Origin of the sequence: Mesobacillus subterraneus, from assembly GCF_023715485.1 — a bacterium.
Lineage (GTDB): Bacteria > Bacillota > Bacilli > Bacillales > Cytobacillaceae > Mesobacillus > Mesobacillus subterraneus_B.
In genome coordinates this window covers 115,057-134,310 of sequence record NZ_JAMBOF010000005.1, presented here as the reverse complement: position 1 = coordinate 134,310, position 19,254 = coordinate 115,057, and the positions used below count along the sequence as shown (strand labels likewise).

18 protein-coding genes are annotated in these 19,254 nt (G+C 41.6%); 13 read left to right on the top strand and 5 right to left on the bottom strand.

Going from position 1 to position 19,254, the window contains the following annotated elements; genetic code table 11:
* Positions 1-321 precede the first annotated feature (321 nt).
* From pdxK to bshB2, 3 genes are all read left to right on the top strand, one after another.
* On the top strand, positions 322-1,146 hold the full coding sequence (gene pdxK, locus M3204_RS08990; protein WP_251480886.1) for a pyridoxine/pyridoxal/pyridoxamine kinase: 825 nt from the start codon (positions 322-324) through the stop codon (positions 1,144-1,146).
* Positions 1,147-1,353: 207 nt separating this feature from the next.
* Positions 1,354-1,701, top strand: coding sequence for a YojF family protein (locus tag M3204_RS08985; RefSeq protein ID WP_251480885.1), 348 nt, complete (start codon positions 1,354-1,356; stop codon positions 1,699-1,701).
* A gap of 45 nt (positions 1,702-1,746) precedes the next feature.
* A complete protein-coding gene (gene bshB2, locus M3204_RS08980) occupies positions 1,747-2,412 on the top strand; it encodes a bacillithiol biosynthesis deacetylase BshB2 (protein ID WP_251480884.1) in 666 nt (221 codons plus the stop codon).
* 203 nt (positions 2,413-2,615) lie between these two features.
* Here bshB2 and M3204_RS08975 read toward each other — a convergent pair whose 3' ends face one another.
* The gene (locus M3204_RS08975) at positions 2,616-2,957 is read right to left on the bottom strand and encodes a hypothetical protein (RefSeq protein WP_251480883.1); all 342 of its coding nucleotides are present in this window, start codon (positions 2,955-2,957) and stop codon (positions 2,616-2,618) included.
* A 265-nt stretch (positions 2,958-3,222) separates the two neighbouring features.
* Between M3204_RS08975 and M3204_RS08970 the strand changes: the two genes are divergently transcribed.
* From M3204_RS08970 to M3204_RS08960, 3 genes are read left to right on the top strand one after another with little or no spacing between them, the layout of a single operon-like run.
* Positions 3,223-3,945, top strand: a complete 723-nt coding sequence (locus M3204_RS08970) for an ABC transporter ATP-binding protein (protein WP_251480882.1) — start codon at positions 3,223-3,225, stop codon at positions 3,943-3,945.
* Entirely contained in the window at positions 3,935-4,966 is a 1,032-nt protein-coding gene (locus tag M3204_RS08965) for an ABC transporter permease (protein WP_251480881.1), read from the top strand. The genes M3204_RS08970 and M3204_RS08965 overlap by 11 nt, the downstream gene beginning before the upstream one ends.
* 32 nt (positions 4,967-4,998) lie before the next feature.
* Positions 4,999-5,652, top strand: coding sequence for a TetR/AcrR family transcriptional regulator (locus M3204_RS08960; protein ID WP_251480880.1), 654 nt, complete (start codon positions 4,999-5,001; stop codon positions 5,650-5,652).
* A 308-nt stretch (positions 5,653-5,960) separates the two neighbouring features.
* Here the strand turns inward: M3204_RS08960 and M3204_RS08955 are convergent, their stop codons facing one another.
* The 4 genes from M3204_RS08955 to M3204_RS08940 form a co-directional block, all read right to left on the bottom strand.
* Positions 5,961-7,055 carry a PQQ-dependent sugar dehydrogenase gene (locus tag M3204_RS08955; RefSeq protein WP_251480879.1) on the bottom strand — a complete coding sequence of 365 codons (1,095 nt, stop codon included), beginning with the start codon at positions 7,053-7,055 and terminating at the stop codon, positions 5,961-5,963.
* 21 nt (positions 7,056-7,076) lie between these two features.
* Positions 7,077-7,937: a Cof-type HAD-IIB family hydrolase gene (locus tag M3204_RS08950; protein WP_251480878.1), complete on the bottom strand. Its 861-nt coding sequence runs from the start codon at positions 7,935-7,937 to the stop codon at positions 7,077-7,079.
* 437 nt (positions 7,938-8,374) lie between these two features.
* A complete protein-coding gene (locus tag M3204_RS08945) occupies positions 8,375-8,554 on the bottom strand; it encodes a hypothetical protein (RefSeq protein WP_251480877.1) in 180 nt (59 codons plus the stop codon).
* A gap of 137 nt (positions 8,555-8,691) precedes the next feature.
* On the bottom strand, positions 8,692-9,495 hold the full coding sequence (locus M3204_RS08940; protein ID WP_251480876.1) for a hypothetical protein: 804 nt from the start codon (positions 9,493-9,495) through the stop codon (positions 8,692-8,694).
* Between the two features lie 366 nt (positions 9,496-9,861).
* Between M3204_RS08940 and M3204_RS08935 the strand changes: the two genes are divergently transcribed.
* From M3204_RS08935 to M3204_RS08905, 7 genes are all read left to right on the top strand, one after another.
* Positions 9,862-10,764: a helix-turn-helix domain-containing protein gene (locus tag M3204_RS08935; RefSeq protein WP_251480875.1), complete on the top strand. Its 903-nt coding sequence runs from the start codon at positions 9,862-9,864 to the stop codon at positions 10,762-10,764.
* A 763-nt stretch (positions 10,765-11,527) separates the two neighbouring features.
* Positions 11,528-12,835 (top strand): ABC transporter substrate-binding protein, encoded by a 1,308-nt coding sequence (locus M3204_RS08930; RefSeq protein ID WP_251480874.1) that lies wholly within the window; start codon positions 11,528-11,530, stop codon positions 12,833-12,835.
* Between the two features lie 178 nt (positions 12,836-13,013).
* Entirely contained in the window at positions 13,014-13,874 is an 861-nt protein-coding gene (locus tag M3204_RS08925; protein WP_251480873.1) for a carbohydrate ABC transporter permease, read from the top strand.
* Complete coding sequence (locus M3204_RS08920; protein ID WP_251480872.1) at positions 13,874-14,695, top strand: carbohydrate ABC transporter permease; 822 nt, start codon at positions 13,874-13,876, stop codon at positions 14,693-14,695. The genes M3204_RS08925 and M3204_RS08920 overlap by 1 nt, the downstream gene beginning before the upstream one ends.
* Positions 14,696-14,719: 24 nt before the next feature.
* Positions 14,720-15,745, top strand: a complete 1,026-nt coding sequence (locus M3204_RS08915) for a LacI family DNA-binding transcriptional regulator (protein WP_251480871.1) — start codon at positions 14,720-14,722, stop codon at positions 15,743-15,745.
* A gap of 79 nt (positions 15,746-15,824) precedes the next feature.
* Positions 15,825-17,483 (top strand): glycoside hydrolase family 13 protein, encoded by a 1,659-nt coding sequence (locus tag M3204_RS08910; protein WP_251480870.1) that lies wholly within the window; start codon positions 15,825-15,827, stop codon positions 17,481-17,483.
* Positions 17,484-17,851: 368 nt separating this feature from the next.
* Positions 17,852-19,213, top strand: a complete 1,362-nt coding sequence (locus tag M3204_RS08905; protein WP_251480869.1) for a YjiH family protein — start codon at positions 17,852-17,854, stop codon at positions 19,211-19,213.
* Positions 19,214-19,254: the final 41 nt, after the last annotated feature.

Genomic DNA, 19,254 nt, shown 5'->3' with positions numbered 1-19,254 from the left:
CGAAGTCAAGATTTTCTGGTTACGAAAAAACCCTTTTTCTTGGCTAAGCCGAATTTCCCATACCTCATCCTAAACGAATTCAATTTATCCCTCAGTAACTTTCATCACGTCAACGTGCTAATGCCACAAAATCGCCATAAGTTAATTTTTCCCAAACTGTATTTTACTGACTAAAAATAAGCTACAATCTTTGTCTAATCCATTGGAATTGGTATAATCATAAACAAGTGATGACAAAGGGGACCGCCGGCTGTAACAGCACCCGATACAATTCGGGGAAATTACAGGGCAGTCGCCACTTTTTGAAATGGAGGCTTTAAAATGACTTTAAAAAAGGTATTGACACTCGCAGGATCTGATACAAGCGGCGGAGCTGGCATCCAGGCTGACCTGAAGACATTCCAGGAGCTTGGAGTTTATGGCATGACAGCCCTAACGACAATCGTGACTATGGACCCTAAAAAACATTGGCACCATGAAGTTTTTCCTCAACCCGTTGATCTGGTTGAAAAACAGCTTGAAACAATCCTGTCAGTAGGAATAGACGCAATGAAAACGGGAATGCTTGGAACAGTCGAAATCATCGAGCTAGCCGCCCGCAAAATCGACGAGCATGAACTGGACAGAGTGGTCATCGACCCAGTTATGGTGTGCAAAGGAGAAGACGAAGTTCTTATGCCTGAAAACACAGATGCAATGAGAGAATTGCTTCTTCCACGGGCAACGGTTGTCACCCCGAACCTGTTCGAAGCATGGCAGCTGGCACAGACTGGACCAATCCGCACAATTGATGATATGAAGGAAGCAGCGGTCAAGATCAGTGACCTTGGTGCAAAGTATGTCATGATCAAAGGCGGCAATAAGCTGAATCACGAAAAGGCAGTCGACCTTCTTTATGATGGAAAAGACTTCACTCTTTTCGAATCTGAAAAAGTCGAAACAAGCTTTACACATGGCGCTGGCTGTACATTCGCATCTGCCATCACTGCACAGCTTGCAAAAGGCAAAACAGTCCATGAAGCAGTGGCTGTAGCGAAGGACTTTATCACCGAAGCCATCAAGCACGGCTTCAGGCTGAATGAATATGTAGGGCCAACTGCGCACCTTGCGTACAACAAGTTTGCGAATGGCAACAGAGGCGAATAAAAAGATAAAAAAAGGATGGCGGCCGCCATCCTTTTTTATATTTCATTCTCTACAAGCGTACATTTCGCTTTCAGAAGAATTTTTTAGTAATATAGGTATATCCATTTTAAACATAGAGCCCGTTCATTAGGCTAAAATAAAATATTCAAATTTGGGATGAAGCCAGCTTATTATGGCGGCCGTAATTTCCCGGAAGGAGGATTGGAGATGGATCCGGTTATACTGCATGAAGTCCAGGAGGCGTTGGATCGCTTTAAGGATAAAGAGGTTTATATTCATTTGGAAACAACAAATGGGGCGTACGCTTCCCATAACAACGAGTCATTCTTCTCGTCGGGAGCTTATATCCGCAATGCGAAGGTTACATATGAACGTGCGAAGATTACGGGTGAAGGACCTTTTCGTACTGGATTGAAAATACCATTTGGCTGGGTTTATGCTGAAGGAATCACTCATTTTGAAATAGATGGCAAAGGAAGGCTGCTGCTGGCAGGCCATGATTTTAACGGCAAGCTTGCCGTCGCCCTGCAAATAAGCGAAACACCTTTCGACTAATGAACAATTGGCTTCGAACAGGCTACTGAAAGGGGAGAATTTACGTTGGAAAAAGAAAGACATGTACTAGTCGTGTTCCCTCATCCTGATGATGAGGCATTCGGTGTTTCCGGCACGATTGCATCCTATATAAATATGGGAACGCCTGTCACATATGCCTGTTTAACGCTGGGGCAGATGGGCCGCAATATGGGCAACCCTCCGTTTGCGAACCGGGAAACACTTTCTGCTATACGCAAACAAGAATTAAAGGACGCAGTCCGTGCACTCGGTATTTCTGACTTGAGAATGCTGGGATTCCGTGACAAAACAATTGAATTTGAGGATGAGAATAAATTGACCAATCTAATGTCCTCACTAATCACGGAATTGAACCCTTCTCTGGTCATCACCTTCTACCCAGGCTACTCAGTCCATCCGGACCATGAAGCAACTGGTGCGGCAGTGGTGCGCGCAGTCGAAAAAATTCCTGAAGCAGACAGACCGAAGCTTCATTGCGTAGCGTTCTCACGAAATTGTGTCGAAGAATTGGGACAGCCAGATATAGTCCATGATATCAGTGCCGTTTCTGATATTAAGCTTGATGCAATCCGGGCACACCGCTCCCAGACAGAGCTGATGCTCGCTGAAATGGCAGAAAAGCTAAAAGAGAAGGATCCAAAAACTCTGGCCTGGCTCAACAATGAACGTTTCTGGACGTATAAGTTTTAAAAATGGCTGTTTTCGGATAAATTGTTGTTTCCGAACCAAGTTTACATTCCGCTATTTTTCTTAAATTCGAGCTCTTATCGAGGAGGTTTCTGATTAGGGAATGCAGTAAACTCGTAAAAATCCAAATGCCGATTTTTACTTTTGGCTGTAAAAGCAACAAAGTTAACGAAAAGAGCCTAAAAAATAATCCACCAATTGGTGGATTATTTTTTGATTTCATACACTCCTTCAATCCTCAAACCTTTTACAAATACAACTTCGTCCGCTGGTTTACCCTCGATCTTCCAGACAGACTCTTTGAAACCAACGAATTTGCTGTTATTCGTCTTGCCTATCAATCTTTCAATTTTAAACTTCTTTTCGCCATTCACATAATATTTTTGATGGGTTTCGTATCCCCTGTGGAATTCCTTATCTTTATAAACCAAGATCCCCTCTGTACTATTAGTATACACATCCAGGTTTGCGTCATAGATAATAAGGCAGCTCACTAAAATCATTGGTGCAAATATAAGTGCCAACCTCTTCTTTTTATTATTAAACAAGAGATCACTTCCTTTATTTTTAGGCTATGTAAAAGGTCCCGCTCTGAAATCATCATGGTAATATACTTCAATTCTCTTCAAATATTATATTTTTAAAATTTTCACACTTTTACTTAATCATAGCATAATACTGGGTACCCCTCACTCTTTGAAGATGTCGAAATTCAGAAGAAAATGTGAGTGATTACTCACTATACAAATGTTATCGAATGAGTTACACTAAAAGTGAGTGATTACTCACTTATAAAAAGGCGGTGAATATTTAGTGATTGTTTCTATTAATAATGTATCTAAACGTTTTGGCAAGCATGAAGTTTTAAGAGATATCAATCTTGAGATTCAAAACGGCGAAATCTTTGGGCTGCTTGGCCCTTCTGGAGCCGGTAAAACCACTCTTGTCAGGCAGCTGGTCGGCCTTGAGCTGCCAAGTGAAGGAGAAAATCATTTATTTGGCCAGAAAATGCCCTCACTAAAGCTCATTGAAAAAATTGGCTACATGGCTCAGTCCGATGCACTCTACACCGAGCTGTCCGCAAAAGAAAACCTTGAGTTTTTTGCATCCCTATTCGGATTGAACGGCGCTCAGAGGAAAAAGCGTATTTTAGAAGTAATGGAGCTTGTTGACTTATCCGAGCATCTCAACAAACTTGTAACCAATTATTCTGGCGGAATGAAGCGGCGCCTATCGCTTGCGGCCGCATTGCTGCATGAGCCTGAACTGCTGATCCTTGATGAACCGACTGTCGGGATCGACCCTGTTCTTCGCCAGAGCATCTGGGCAGGATTCTATGATTTGAAAGCGAAGGGCAAGACACTGATCGTCACTACACATGTTATGGACGAAGCCGAGAAATGCGACAGACTTGGATTGATCAGGGATGGCAGGTTAATCGCTGTCGGCACACCGGATGAACTGAAAACGAGGACTGGTTCTTCAAGTGTCGAGGAAGCATTTTTAGCATACGGAGGTGTTCAGCATGAGAATTAAAGCATTAGTAATCAGGATTATCCGCCAATTTCTCAGGGATAAAAGGACACTTGCCATGATGCTTGTCGCCCCGCTGCTTATCCTGACCATGCTCCACCTTGTTTTTAATGGAGATAACTATATCCCGAAGGTCGGCCTGGTCGATGCCCCGGACGCGGTTATTGAGAAGCTTGATTTGGATGATGCAAAAATTACAGAATATGATTCTCTCAGAAGTGCCAAAGCGGATGCAACAGCCCAAGAAATCGATGGGTACCTTGTTTTTGACGGACCTATGCCCGATCACATTGTCCTTGAAGGAAGCGACCCATCCGTTAACGGCGCTGTGATGAAATGGATCCAGCAGGCAACAAAGTCGCTGCTCCCCGCTCAGGGACAAATGGAATTATCAGTTGATTACTTGCATGGCTCGAAGGATATGGGGCAATTCGATTATTTCGGCCCGGTCTTGTTAGGCTTCTTTGCCTTCTTCTTTGTGTTTATCATTTCGGGTATTTCTTTTTTGCGCGAACGAACAAGCGGTACGCTTGAAAAATTGCTTTCCAGTCCGCTGCGCAAGTGGGAAATCGTGATTGGCTACGTGCTTGGATTCGGGATTTTCACGATGCTTCAGGCTACACTGATCGCCTGGTATGCGATCTATATTCTTGGGATGCTGATGGAAGGATCCTTTATCTATGTTTTATTAATTACCTTAATGCTGTCAATGACGGCGCTGACGCTCGGCACTCTGCTGTCCGCATTCGCGAATAACGAGTTCCAGATGATCCAATTCATCCCGATCATCATTGTGCCGCAGTTCTTCTTCTCAGGCCTGATCAATCTTGACACGATTTCCGATTGGCTGAGCTGGCTCGGTCCAATCACTCCGCTCTATTATGCTGCAGAAGCTTTGCGTGATATCATGGTCCGAGGATACGGCTGGGATGCCATATATGGTAACATGTTGATGCTGGCTGGATTTTCAGCTGTATTTATCGTGCTGAATATTTTAGCATTAAGGAAACATCGCGCTGTTTAAATGACCGAGATATACGGCGGAAGGAGTAAACGATGACAGATCGTGACTTAAAAATTGACCAGTTAATAGATGCTGAAGAAGAACTGACAGACAAGCAGAAGAAAATTATCGTCTCTGCAATCGAGTCTTTTGCCGAAAAAGGGTATTCTGCAACCTCGACAAGTGAAATCGCAAAAAAGGCCGGTGTAGCTGAAGGAACCATTTTCAGGCACTATAAAACGAAAAAGGATTTGCTGCTTGCGATTGTTGCACCAGTGATGGCAAGGTTTGTCGCACCTTTTATCATAAAAGATATTCAAAAAGTCCTCCATCAGGATTATGAACAGTTTGAAGACTTCCTGAGAGCGATGCTAGAAAACCGCCGGGACTTCCTGATCAAAAACCTGCCTACTTTGAAAATCCTGATGCAGGAGATACCGTTCCATCCTGAATTGAGGGAATTGTTCAAGGAGCATATCGCCCTTAAAATATTTACTCAATTCGAAAAGCTTGTTGAGCACTATCAGGCAAGAGGCCAAATCATTGAGATGCCTGCATACAGTGTAGTCAGGATGACGTTTACCTCCATTTTTGGCTATCTGATTGCCCGCTATATGATCCTGCCGGAAGCCGACTGGGATGACGAAGCAGAAGCGGAGCGGACCATCCAATTCATCATGCATGGTTTGGCAGGTACAAAAAGCTAGACACTGATCTTATTACATTTACAAAGCCATTAAACCGGGCGGGTGCCCGGTTTTTGTTTTGCGAACTGGAAAAAATCGCTCATAATTTCCAGTTCGCTATAAAAATGCAGATTTCGCTATAAAAGTCAGATTTTCGCTATAATATTCGCTTTTTCGCTATTAAATTGGGATTTTCGCTATAAAAAATGGATTTTCGCTATAACCTTTATGTTATGGTTCTCTTTTTATTGTTTAACCAGCCTATTTTCCAGCTTTTCAGATCCTTTTTTTATGAAAATGCTTTAGAAAACCAAAAAAATCTCACTTAATTACCGAAGCCCAGCAATTTTCACTCGAAAAAGCTTGTCATCGCCTTCACTCGGGGTGCCGCGGCCGTCTGTATTGTTGCTGATGAAATATAGATAATCACCCTCCACGATTACATCTCGTATTCGCCCTAATCCAGTGACAACTTCTCTGGTTGTTTTTGCAGCGGGATCGAACTCACGCAGCGCATTGCCCCTCAATGTTGCGACATACAGCTTCCCATTATGCGCCGCCATGCCAGATGGTGCCCATGTATCACTGCCTGATTGAAAAATCGGCGCTTCCATGCCCTGCTTCGTATCATCACCAGTGATCTCCGGCCAGCCATAGTTTTGCCCTGCCTCAATCAGATTGATTTCATCATGTGCGGAGGGTCCGTGTTCGCTGGCATAAAGCGTTCCATCCTCCGACCAGGCCAGCCCTTGCGGATTGCGATGGCCATAGCTGTATACGTAGGAGTTTCCAAAAGGATTGTCCGCCGGAACAGACCCATCAAGATTCAACCGCAAGATTTTTCCTCCAAGAGATTCTAAATCCTGGGCAATTTCGGGACTTGTTGCCGCATCCCCGGCCGTGGCATATAGCTTACCATCCGGGCCGATCTTAAGCCTGCCGCCATGATGGAACCGGCCGCTAGGGATTTTATCAAGCAATAACCTGCCTTCAGACCATTCATCATTTTTCAAAGTCAGTTCAACAATCCGATTGAACTGGCCGGTGCCATTCTCGTATGTGTAATAGGCAAATGCCTTATTGGTTTGCTCAAAATCAGGTGCCAGCACGAAGCCCAACAAGCCGGCTTCAGCTGCCTGTGACAGTCTCTTTTTCAACGATATACGCTGGCGAGTCAGCCTCCCATCCTCCACTTTGACAATTGTTCCTGGTCGTTCGCTGAGGTAAAAGGTGTCGCCAGACTTGTTGATTGACCAAGGTACTTCCAGGTTTTCCGCCACTACTTCCATATTACTGACCTGTAGCAAGACTTCCTGCTCTTGAGTTATTTGTTCTTCATCAACCGGCTTCGTTTCATCCCCACCGCCAGTACAGCCTGCGAGAAATATCAGCATCGCAAACAACACATACAAGAATCTTTTCATGACACCCGTCCTTCCTGATCGTCAGTCTTCCAACACCTTCATTATAGCCACTCCAACGCCGCTTTCTTCATTAGTAAGTGTGACTTCCCCGCATAATTCCTTGATTTGGTCGACAGCATTGCCCATCGCGACCGGCTTGCCGACTCTTTCTAGCATCGATGCATCGTTAAAATTATCTCCCAATGCCATCGTTTCCTCCATGCTGATTCCCCGGGACGAAAGGAACTTTTCAAGCGCGATCCCTTTTTGGGCGTCCAAGCTTGTGACTTCGATATTCTCACTGCCGGATGAGCTGATCGCAAGACCGTTGATTTCCCTTAATGCAGCGTTTGCAGCAGCAAGCTTTTCATCATCAAGCGAAAAAGCCAGCAATTTGTAAATTTCAGATTGCCCATCCTCAAAAAGCTTGTCGTAATGCTCAATGGTGCGGACAAGACCTTTATGAAGCCTTTCCTCTGCAGCTTGAGCTATTTTTTCAATTGGCACTTCAGGATTCGCCGTAGAAAAAATATCAACAATGATTGAGATTGCTTTATCTTCATCTTCAGTAAATGTGCCTTTGTTTGTGTAGACCTCGAAATATACACCGTTTTCGACCAATCGTAACGCTGCTTGACGGGCCTGATCTTTATTCAAAGGACTGGAGGATACGATTTCCCCTTCCTCTGAGCGCGCTTCAGCCCCATTCACACAGATCATTGGCAGCTTAAGGCCGGCTTCCTCGAGTACAAACTTCGCTTCCTGGTAAGAGCGTCCTGTAGCGACAACGACCTCCACTCCTTTTTCCTTCGCCTTCAAAATTGCTTCCCGGTTCTCAGGCGTGATCTGCTGGGTTACAGTCAATAACGTTCCATCCATATCAGTTGCTATGCATTTAATCATGATTTCACCTTCTGAAATAAGTCTTGTCTTCCATGATAGACTTTCAAACATATGACTTCAAATAATACGTGTATATACTAGTTCTTCACTTATTATCGCCCTTAAAGTATATCTTCCTATCACTTATCCGCATCTTTAAACAATACAACTTTTGATTTTTGGTTGTTTTTAAGGATATTTATAGGATGTTATTTTGTTTTTTCAATTGTCGTTACTAAACTATTAGTCCTTTAAACAAGCCTTTAACAGAACTACCAGAAATTTCTCCAAGAGAACACATCCCCTTTTAACAGTATTAAAAAGGCACAATGCCCTTATTGCACTGTGCCTTTTGATTTAATATGGAATATTTGATTGTTAGCAGTCAGGTTTTTACTCCAGTATCCTCCAATATAGTTCCTGCTTATCTTGCTAAGCGATAAATTCCCAATTATTATTTACTCTTTATTTATTTCTCTTTTTATTAAAATTGAGATGATTAAAGATGTATGCAAAATTAAAATAACCATTAATCCTAATATATAAGATGTATCGAGTGAGGCATTAAAACTAATACCGAAAAATAAAATTGCAGAAACCACAAGAACTAAAATAAAACTAATTACTATTTGTTTCATATAAGTACCTACCTCCCTTTATGACTTATTTAATTTTATTCATATCAAACTAAATTATTTAAATCAACATTTATTAAAATTTATACAAAATATTAAAAGAAGATCTGATAAATTACTCAGACCTTCCCTTCCGAAAATTAATAACTTAAAGTTAATGCATATGAAGCTGTGTCAACTGAACTTGTTGGTGTTATCGCCAAACCTGCTGGGTATACGGACACAGTCGGGGAACCTGAATATAATTTGTGCCCATATTCGATTTTAATATTAATAGTTCCGCTCTTCGATGTAGGTACATATACATATTGACCCATATATCCTTTATGTTTTGTGAGGCTGGTTGAAGAACGCAAATCAAAATCTCCAGCTACACCTGCACTCGGTTCCCAATCGCTTGGAGAATAATCAATAGCGTAGTCAATCCAATTTCCATTACCTTGTGGATCTTGTGAATATCTATGTTGATGTTGCGTTACCAGACCACTACTAGTTGGTAAATATAGCCCTGAACTGGATGGAAAACCAAATGTCATTTTATCTACTAGAGTATATGAAGGTGTTTTTAACCACGTGAAATTACCATAGATGTAAAATTTATCATTATAGGCTTTGTCACTAGTTACTTTATAAACTGTTCCTGATAATTTCATAGTTGAAGAAGAAATAGAACCCATTGTAGAGATTTGACCAGGTTTAGAAGGAGAACTTTCCAAAAACTGAACGATATCATAACCCTTATCATTAATTACAGCTTTTTCTTTAACTAACTGCTTAGCAACTTCCACTGGTAAACTTTCGATTTCCTCAACAGTATGTCCAGTTTCAAGTAAATAGGTTTTCTCGAAATCCGTCAAAGAAGTTTCCACGTTTTCCTCAGCAAAAGCTCCCCCTCCAATACAAATTAATAATAGGAAAATAAAACTGCTAACCAATTTTTTCATATGAAACACTCCTTTTAGAATATATTTACAGGATGAATATGATTGAGAATTTATCCAAACATTCTATTAACCATCTTAAAAAATTAAATTTTAATTTTCATACGGCAAATCATAATCAGGCGGAGAAATAAATGCCATAGGTGACAACAGGAGCAATACATTCAAAGCCACTAAAAGAAAGATCCCTTTCTTCATGTTTAAACCTCCAATCTATAAAATGGTATATTATGAGTATAAAGTAACCAAATTTTAGAAGTTTTTTAGCAATAGAGATGTATTTACCCATAACCCCCTAAGTAACTATCTATAGCTTTATTTATCAAATTAAATTATGAAATTTTTCATATTTTGTTCGGAGGTGAAATTATGTCTTCAGAAAGATTAGGAGAGGAAATCCATTTTTATAGAAAGAAAGCAGATTTATCGCAAGGAGAACTAGCAAAAGGAATTTGTTCTCAATCAGCAATTAGTAGAATCGAAGCTGGGGAGGTTTACCCGAGTATAGATGTTTTATATTTGATTGCATTAAAATTACACGTTCCGATCGAACATTTTCTAAATGTAACCTTTCATGATTATACTTACTACATTAAAGAAACTATTAAAACAATCGAATCACTTAATAAAGCTAAAAGATACCAGGAAGTTTATGAAATAACTTCACTTGAATTAAAAAACAAAAAAACTAAAAACCATATTTGGTTCAATCAATTCTTATATTGGAACTTTTACATGAGTTGCTTTTATATCAACAAGATAGATTATCTTGAATGCATACATAATTTAGAAAACCTTTGTGTAAACGAAGACACTATTACTAAGAAAAGCTTTCAAGAGTTGAGAATAAAAAATGTTATTGCTAATCTCTATGCAGAAAATAAACATTATCCTGAAAGCATACAGTATTATAACGATTTAGTCGCTAGCCTTAATTCTTCAAATCTAGCTTTTGATTATGAAGGAGAAATTTTGTTAATTAAAATTTATTACAATTACGGAAAGACATTATATGCTGCAGACCTTATTGGGGAGGCAATTAACATAATAGATAATGGGATTAAACTATCAAAAGAGCTGGAGAACATTTCCTACTTAGGACAACTGTATTATCAAAAAGGATTATGTTTAGAAACGAAAAAAGAAAAAGTTACTAATATTTCGGAACTATACATAAACGCCTATCGGATTTTCGAGATCTTAGATAAGAAGGAATACCTAAATATAACATTGGAAAAGAAGAGAAAGTTTATCGCTCCAATACTTAATTGAAATTTTGTCTAACTGAAACCTTCTTATTATTAAAGTGGCTTTATTATAAAACATTCATTGTCCTTATCTATATATGTATTCAGATTTCATCTTCCGTTTATATTGTTCCTTCTCCTGAAAAATCGAATTGCCTTCTCTTTCCAAGGGAGCCTGACAATACCGTATTAATTAAATTCCTTGCATTTGCATGGTTTCACAATGTCACACCTACCTTATGCTTGGGTCTTTTTGATTTTATTTTACGACAAAAATGCAGTTAAAGGGCCACTTGTCCACGATTGGTGCAAGAAAAATTTAGAAGCTTTATACAGAACGGTTTATTTTAAAAAAACATAGATTTAAGAATTCATTTTGACGTCCTGCAATAGAAATGTTGCAGGATTTTTTTAGATAGTTTAACCAAGGGAAATGGGTTTAGTATATTTTTACCTAACTTCAAAATTCTTTAAGGTATAGGAGACTTACAGCCACATAATCTCAAAATTTAATTTTCTCATAAGCTTACATATTGTCATCCTAAAAATCATATGCTATTATGTATCCACAGCTGCAATCGTTTGCATATAAAGATAGCATAAGGGAAATATTGTCCAGGAATCCATCTGCATCAGTGTTTTCCTTATTTTCATCCCATATATGTAAGCGTTTTAAAGGTGTTGTATATGATTATTATCTTCTGAGTATCTATGCAAATATATGCAAACGCTTTCGGAACGCATGTGGTTGCATGCAAAAAAACAATATTTTTGGGGGTATCTCAACAATGAAAGCAAAAAAGCTATTTCCAGCAGTTCTTTCCCTTGGGCTTTTGATCGGCGGAGGTCTTGCAGGATGTTCATCAAGCGATGACAAAAAATCTGGAGACAATGGAAAAGACGGAGACAAAGTAACCGTTGACATTTTCCAATTCAAGGTTGAATTCAAGGATCAGTTCGAAGACATCGCAAAGGCTTACGAAGAAGCTAATAAAGATGTTGACATCAACATCACCACTGTCGGCGGCGGTGAAGATTACGGCGCCGCACTGAAATCCAAATTCGCTTCTGGCAATGAACCTACAATTTACAACGTTGGCGGACCTCAGGACGTTGCTGACTGGGAAGATAAGCTGGCAGACCTTTCTGACACAGACGCTGCAAAAGCTGCTCTTAGCGGAACTCTTGAAGGCGTAACAAAAGACGACAAAGTACTTGGACTTCCATACAACCAGGAAGGCTATGGCTTCATCTATAACAAAGGCATTTTTGAAAAAGCTGGTATCGATCCGAAGAGCATCACTAGCTACAAAGCTTTAGAAGATGCAGTAAAGACTTTAGACAGCAAGAAGAAAGACCTTGGCCTTACATCTGTATTTGCTCTTCCAGCAAAAGAAACTTGGGTAACTGGACTTCACCTTTCAAACGTGTTCCTTGCGCCTGAGTTTGATCAGAACGTAATCAACGCTTTCGAATCGAAGGAAGTTACATTTGAACACGGTGATGCATTCAAGAAAATTCTTGACCTGCAGAACAAATACTCTGACCAGCCTACTGTAAGCCTTGACTATGCTAAGCAGGTTGAAGAGTTATTCTCTACTGGCAAAGCAGCAATCATCCAGCAAGGCAACTGGGTATCCGGTTCAATCGCTGGAATCGATGAAGAGCTTGCTAACAGCGGCGTAGGAATCCTTCCTATTCCAGTTGAAGGCTACAAAGAAGATTCAATCCCGGTTGGCGTGCCAATGTACTGGGCTGTAAACAGCAACAAGGACGAAAAAGAAGTAGCAGCAGCTAAGGAATTCTTAGACTGGTTATATACTTCTGAAGAAGGTAAAACTGCAGTAATTGAAGATTTCAAATTCATTCCTGCTTATGAAGGATACGACGCTGGCAAGATCTCTGATCCACTTGCAAAAGAAATCTATGAATACTCTTCAGCTGGAAAAACATTGGCTTGGACTTTCATGGGTTACCCAACAGGATGGGGACAAGAAAAGCTTGGTGTTAACATCCAAAAATATGTAAGCGGTGAAATGAGCTGGGATGACTTAGTAAAAGAGTCTTCTAAAGCTTGGGAAGACGCTCGTAAGTAATAACTTTTACAAAGGGGGAAACAGAACGGCTTAGGCTGTTTTGTTTCCTAACTTTTTTTCTAGAAGTTACAAACAAGAAAAATAGCTCGTACAAACGTTTGCACATATAAACATTATTGCTTTCTACCAACTAGTGTAATCAGCTTCCAGGCGATTACAAAGACAGGAGGATTTACAGATGCGCAACCGGAACCTCTGGTACTGGCTTTTCCTGGCTCCAGCTTTGCTTGCTCTTGCTGTGGTTGTTCTTATGCCGCTTGCTTACGGCGTTTATTACTCATTTACAGACTGGAACGGGATTAAGACCCCATCTTTCGTTGGCCTTGAACATTACAAAGCTCTTCTTGATGAAAAAGAATTCAGAGATGCCTTATGGTTCACCACAAAATTCACTGTGGTTTCTGTGTTCCTGATCAACTTTTTTGGCCTATCATTGGCATTGCTTGTTACGCAAAAATTCAGAACCAATAATATCCTTAGAACGATTTTTTTCATGCCGAACCTGATCGGCGGACTGATTCTTGGATTCATCTGGCAGTTTATTTTTATAAAGGTATTCGCAAGTATTGGCGAACTGATCGGTGTGGAAGCCTTGGAGGGATGGCTGTCCACTGAGGCAACAGGCTTCTGGGCAATGGCGATCCTGATGAGCTGGCAGATGGCTGGTTACATTATGGTCATCTACATTTCATTCCTTGAAGGTGTACCGCAGGAATTGCTTGAAGCCGCAGAAATCGATGGCGCGAACAGCTTCCAGCGTTTTTATCATGTGACTTTCCCGCTGGTTATGCCGGCATTCACTGTCAGCTTGTTCCTGACACTTTCAAACTCCTTCAAGCTTTATGACCAAAACCTGTCGCTCACTGGCGGTGGTCCGTATAACTCCACCCAGATGGTGGCGATGGAAATTTTCAAAACAGCATTCGTGGAAAACGCGATGGCATTTGCTCAAGCGAAAGCGGTCATTTTCTTCCTGATCGTTGCGGCTATTTCACTTACACAGGTTTACATCAATAAAAAACGGGAGGTCGAGATGTAATGAAAAAGAAGAAGCAGAGCAGAATCATATTAGAAATTCTCGGCATCATTCTTGCGCTGATCTGGCTTTCCCCGTTCTATCTTATGATCGTCAACTCTTTTAAAACAAAAAGAGAAATGTTTGAGGATACGTTAAAGCTTCCGGATGTTTTTACATTCGAAAATTATACCGTGGCCTTTGAGCGTCTTGATTTTGTCAAAACCTTTTTCAACTCCCTGCTGATCACTGTGCTCGCTGTAGCTGTCATCATCATCTTTTCATCAATGGCTGCTTATGCCCTTTCAAGACGAGGAGGCAAAACGAGCGGTATCATTTTCATGCTGTTCGTGGCTGCGATGCTCATCCCTTTCCAGTCGGTTATGATTCCACTCGTGTCTATTTTTGGCAAGCTCGAAATGCTCAATAGAGGCGGACTGGTTTTCATGTACCTTGGTTTTGGGGCCAGCTTATCGATCTTCCTCTATCACGGGACATTGAGTGGAATTCCGAAATCGCTTGATGAAGCGGCAACAATTGATGGTGCGAATCGATTCCAGATTTTCTGGTATATTATCTTCCCGATGCTAAAGCCTGTATCCGTTACAGTCGCAATCTTGAATATCATTTGGATCTGGAACGATTATCTCCTTCCTTCACTAGTTATCAACCAGCAGGGAATGGAAACAATTCCGCTGAAGATGTTCTTCTTCTTTGGGGAATATACTAAACAATGGCATTTGGCATTGGCAGGATTGACAATCGCAATCATTCCAGTCATCATCATATACTTCTTCCTCCAAAAGCAAATCATCAAGGGAGTATCAGAGGGTTCGGTAAAATAATCGATACTACAGGAGAGACGACCAATGGCAGTCACAATCAAAGATGTAGCGAAGGCAGCCGGTGTGTCGCCTTCTACCGTTTCCAGGGTGATCGGCGATCATCCTCATATCAGTGAAGAAACCAAGAAGCGTGTACGGAAAGAGATGGCGAAGCTGGGATACCACCCTAACCTGCAAGCCCGGAGTCTGGTTGTAAGGAGTACCGAAACGATCGGCATCGTCATGCCCAATTCGGCAACCCAGGCATTGCAAAACCCGTTTTTCCCTGAAGTGCTAAGAGGGATCAGCATGAAGGCCCATGAGGATAAGTTCGGAGTATATTTGACGACTGGCATTACCGATGATGAAATCTTCCAGCAGGTTGTTTCAATGGTCCAGGGCCGGCGAGTTGACGGCATCATCCTTCTGTATTCGAAGACGGATGATCAGATCATGAACTATTTACTGGATGAAAAATTTCCTTTTACAGTCATCGGCCGCCCCTATAAGAACGCTGAGCGGATTACCTATGTTGACAATGACAACATCTATATCACAAAGCAGGTTACCGATTATTTAATCAATCTTGGCCATAGAAAGATTGCTTTTATCGGAGTCAATCTGGACCATGTCTTTACGATTGACCGGCTCGAAGGATATAAACACGCCCTTCTCGAAGCTGGTATCGCATATGACGAAACGTATATTATTCATGAGGAATGCTTAAAATCAGAAGGAAAAGAAGGCATCACAAAATTCCTGTCCTCCCATGAGCCTCCTACTGCTCTTGTAGTCGCCGATGATTTTACGGCAATCGAACTCATGAGTTATTCAGAGGAATTGAATATCAAGGTGCCAGAGGAGATTTCAATTGTGAGCTTTAATGATGTCCCACTTACGGAGCATATGAGGCCGCAGCTGACTTCCGTGAATATCGACATCTTTCAGTTGGGCTTTGAAGCAGCTAACTGTTTAATAGAAATTATTAAAAACCCAAAGGCTTTGCCAAAGAGGATCACGATTCCAGCGCGGATGATCGAACGAAAATCGTGCTCCGTCATCAATAAGTAAGCCTTGAACAGAGCAATACTACTACTAAAGTAATTTAACTGGATATACATCAGGTCTATACAAAGAAATGAGGGTTCAAATGAAACACACATGGTGGAAAGAAGCTGTCGCATATCAGGTTTATCCAAGAAGCTTCATGGATTCAAATGGCGACGGAATCGGCGATTTGCAAGGAATGATTTCAAAACTTGATTACTTGAAGGATTTAGGGATCGATGTCATCTGGATTTGCCCGATGTACAAGTCACCTAATGACGATAACGGCTATGATATTAGCGATTATCAGGATATCATGGATGAATTCGGAACGATGGCAGACTTCGACCAGCTGCTCGCCGAGACGCATAAGCGCGGCATGAAGCTGATCATCGATCTTGTCATCAATCACTCAAGCGATGAGCATGCATGGTTCCTTGAGTCACGCGAGTCAAAGGACAGCCCTAAGCGCGACTGGTATATTTGGCGCGACGGAAAAGACGGCGCTGAACCAAATAACTGGGAAAGCATCTTTGGCGGTTCTGCCTGGGAGTATGACGAAAAGACAGATCAATACTTCCTGCACATTTTCTCCCGCAAGCAGCCTGACTTGAACTGGGAAAACAAAGAGGTCCGTACAGCACTGTACGACATGATCAACTGGTGGCTGGATAAAGGAATCGACGGCTTCCGTGTTGACGCGATCAGCCATATCAAAAAGGAAGATGGACTAAAGGACATGCCAAATCCTGAAGGCCTTCAATATGTTTCTTCCTTCGATAAGCATATGAATGTCAATGGAATCCAGACATACCTTGAAGAGCTGAAGCAGGAAACCTTCTCTAAATACGACATCATGACTGTCGGAGAGGCAAATGGCGTCAGCATTGAAGAAGCGGACCTTTGGGTTGGCGAGGAACAAGGAAAATTCAACATGGTATTCCAATTTGAGCACCTTGATCTTTGGGATTCGGAAAAGAAAGCACTTGACCTTGGGAAACTGAAAAAGACTTTCACACGCTGGCAAAAAGGCCTTGAGGGCCATGGCTGGAATGCCCTTTTCATCGAAAACCATGACAAAGCGCGAATCGTTTCTACATGGGGAGATGACAAGGAATACTGGCGTGAAAGTGCGACAGCACTCGCTTCAATGTACTTCTTGATGCAGGGGACTCCTTTCATTTATCAGGGCCAGGAAATCGGCATGACGAATGTCCAATTCCCTTCTATCGATGATTATGATGATGTTGCCATTAAAAATCTGTACAAAATCCGCCGTGAAAACGGAGTTCCTCATGAAGAAATCATGGATTTCATCTGGGCAACGAGCCGAGATAATTCAAGGACTCCAATGCAATGGTCCGATGCGCCTAACGCCGGCTTTACAACAGGAAATCCTTGGCTTGGCATGAATCCGAATTATCCAAATGTGAACGTCGAGCAGCAGATGAATGATCCTCGTTCGATCCTTCATTTTTATAAAAAGATGATTGCGATGAAGAAGGAGAACGAAATCTTTACGTATGGCACCTATGATTTGGTTCTCGAGGACCATGATCAGATCTATGCCTATACACGTACAATGGACAATGAGCAAGCAGTCGTCATTTCAAACTTATCCAGTGAGCCGGCAGCAATCGATTTTGACGCATTCCCGTTAGAATCAAGCAAGCTGTTGCTCAACAACTACGAAGTCGAAGAACACGGACCAGCTACAGCACTAACGCTTAAGCCTTACGAAACAAGAGTATACGTAAAATAAATTAATGGGAGTGCCTGATATAGATGGCACTCCCTTTCTTATTTACTATTTTCTCCATCTCATGGTTTGCAGCATATAAGATACTTCTTTATTTACCTTTTTCCACAATCAATAGCGTTTTGTGGCTGTTAAATCTCTCTTCTCCAGATAAATTAAGGTAATAGTCCTATTAGATTTTCATCCTCTACAGAAGGAATCCCTCAAAAAAGTATTGAATTTATTTTAAAGACGGTTTCTTGTTTAAGCTGTTTGCTTTAGGAGAATATAACACAGGAAGGAATTGGGCTAAGAAAAGTGTTGGCAAAACAGGGGTTATGCATTAAAATAATTTTTGGTTTATAAATATGTAATTTAAGGGTGAGTTTGTTTTGGAAAAATCGTTACGTAAATCAAGATCCACAGGGGATTTATTAGCATTCATCATTCCCTCATTAATAGGAATATTCTTTTTCATGATACCAATCTCCTATAAAGGAGAAATAACGATCCCAATCGCGGTTCTATCAGGCTGGGTTCAAGACTTGCTTGGCGGCTCGCTGCCGGCGATCATGACTTTCATCATCGTTTTGACTTTGATTGGAACGCTTTTAATTAAAACCATCAGGCCAGAAATCCTTAATCGCAATCATTTCTTAAAAGCATTATTCGACGTACCGGCAATCTGGCTGGCTGCAAGGATTTTAGGTGCCATTTTTGCGGTTATGACCTTATTCAAACTAGGACCTGAAGCAGTTTGGTCACCAAATACAGGCGGACTGCTGCTTAATGACCTTTTGCCAATCCTGTTTGCCGTATTCCTGTTTGCTGGCTTGTTCCTGCCTTTGCTGTTGAACTTCGGCTTGCTCGAATTGTTCGGTACATTGCTGACAAAAGTGATGCGTCCGATCTTCAGATTGCCAGGCCGATCTTCGATTGACTGTATTACCTCCTGGCTTGGTGATGGCACAATCGGCGTATTGCTGACCAGTAAGCAGTACGAAGAAGGTTACTATACAAAAAGAGAAGCAGCGATCATCGGCACGACATTCTCTGTGGTATCCATTACTTTCAGTCTCGTGGTCATTGCCCAGGTTGACCTTGCCCATATGTTTGTTCCTTTTTACCTGACTGTAACTGGTGCTGGTGTTGTTGCCGCCATCATTCTTCCCAGGATCCCTCCACTTTCAAGGAAGCCGGATACGTACTATGGTGAACAGAACACAGACTACTCCGAAGAAGAGATTCCAGCAGGCTATACTCCTTTCTCCTGGGGTATGGCACAGGCTGTGGAAAAGGCTAGCAGCAATAAAAGCATGAAAGATTTCTTCATTGCCGGCATCAGAAACATCCTCGATATGTGGATGGGCGTGGCTCCAATCGTCATGGCGCTCGGAACACTCGCGCTGATCGTCGCTGAATATACACCTGTTTTTCAATGGCTCGGAATGCCGTTCATCCCGCTGCTTGAGTTAATGCAGGTTCCTGAAGCAAAGGCTGCATCTGAAACATTGGTTGTCGGCTTTGCAGATATGTTCCTGCCTTCTGTTATCGGGGCAGATATCGCAAGCCCAATGACAAGATTCATCGTCGCAGCTGTTTCCGTGACACAGCTGATTTATATGTCCGAGGTTGGCGGACTATTGCTTGGATCAAAAATCCCGGTAAGCTTCGGGGAATTATTCATTATTTTCCTTCAGCGTACACTTGTAACATTGCCAATTATCGTATTGGTTGCCCATATGATTTTTTAAGCTAAGTTAAAAGAGAGCTCCTGACGCCAGGGGCTCTCTTT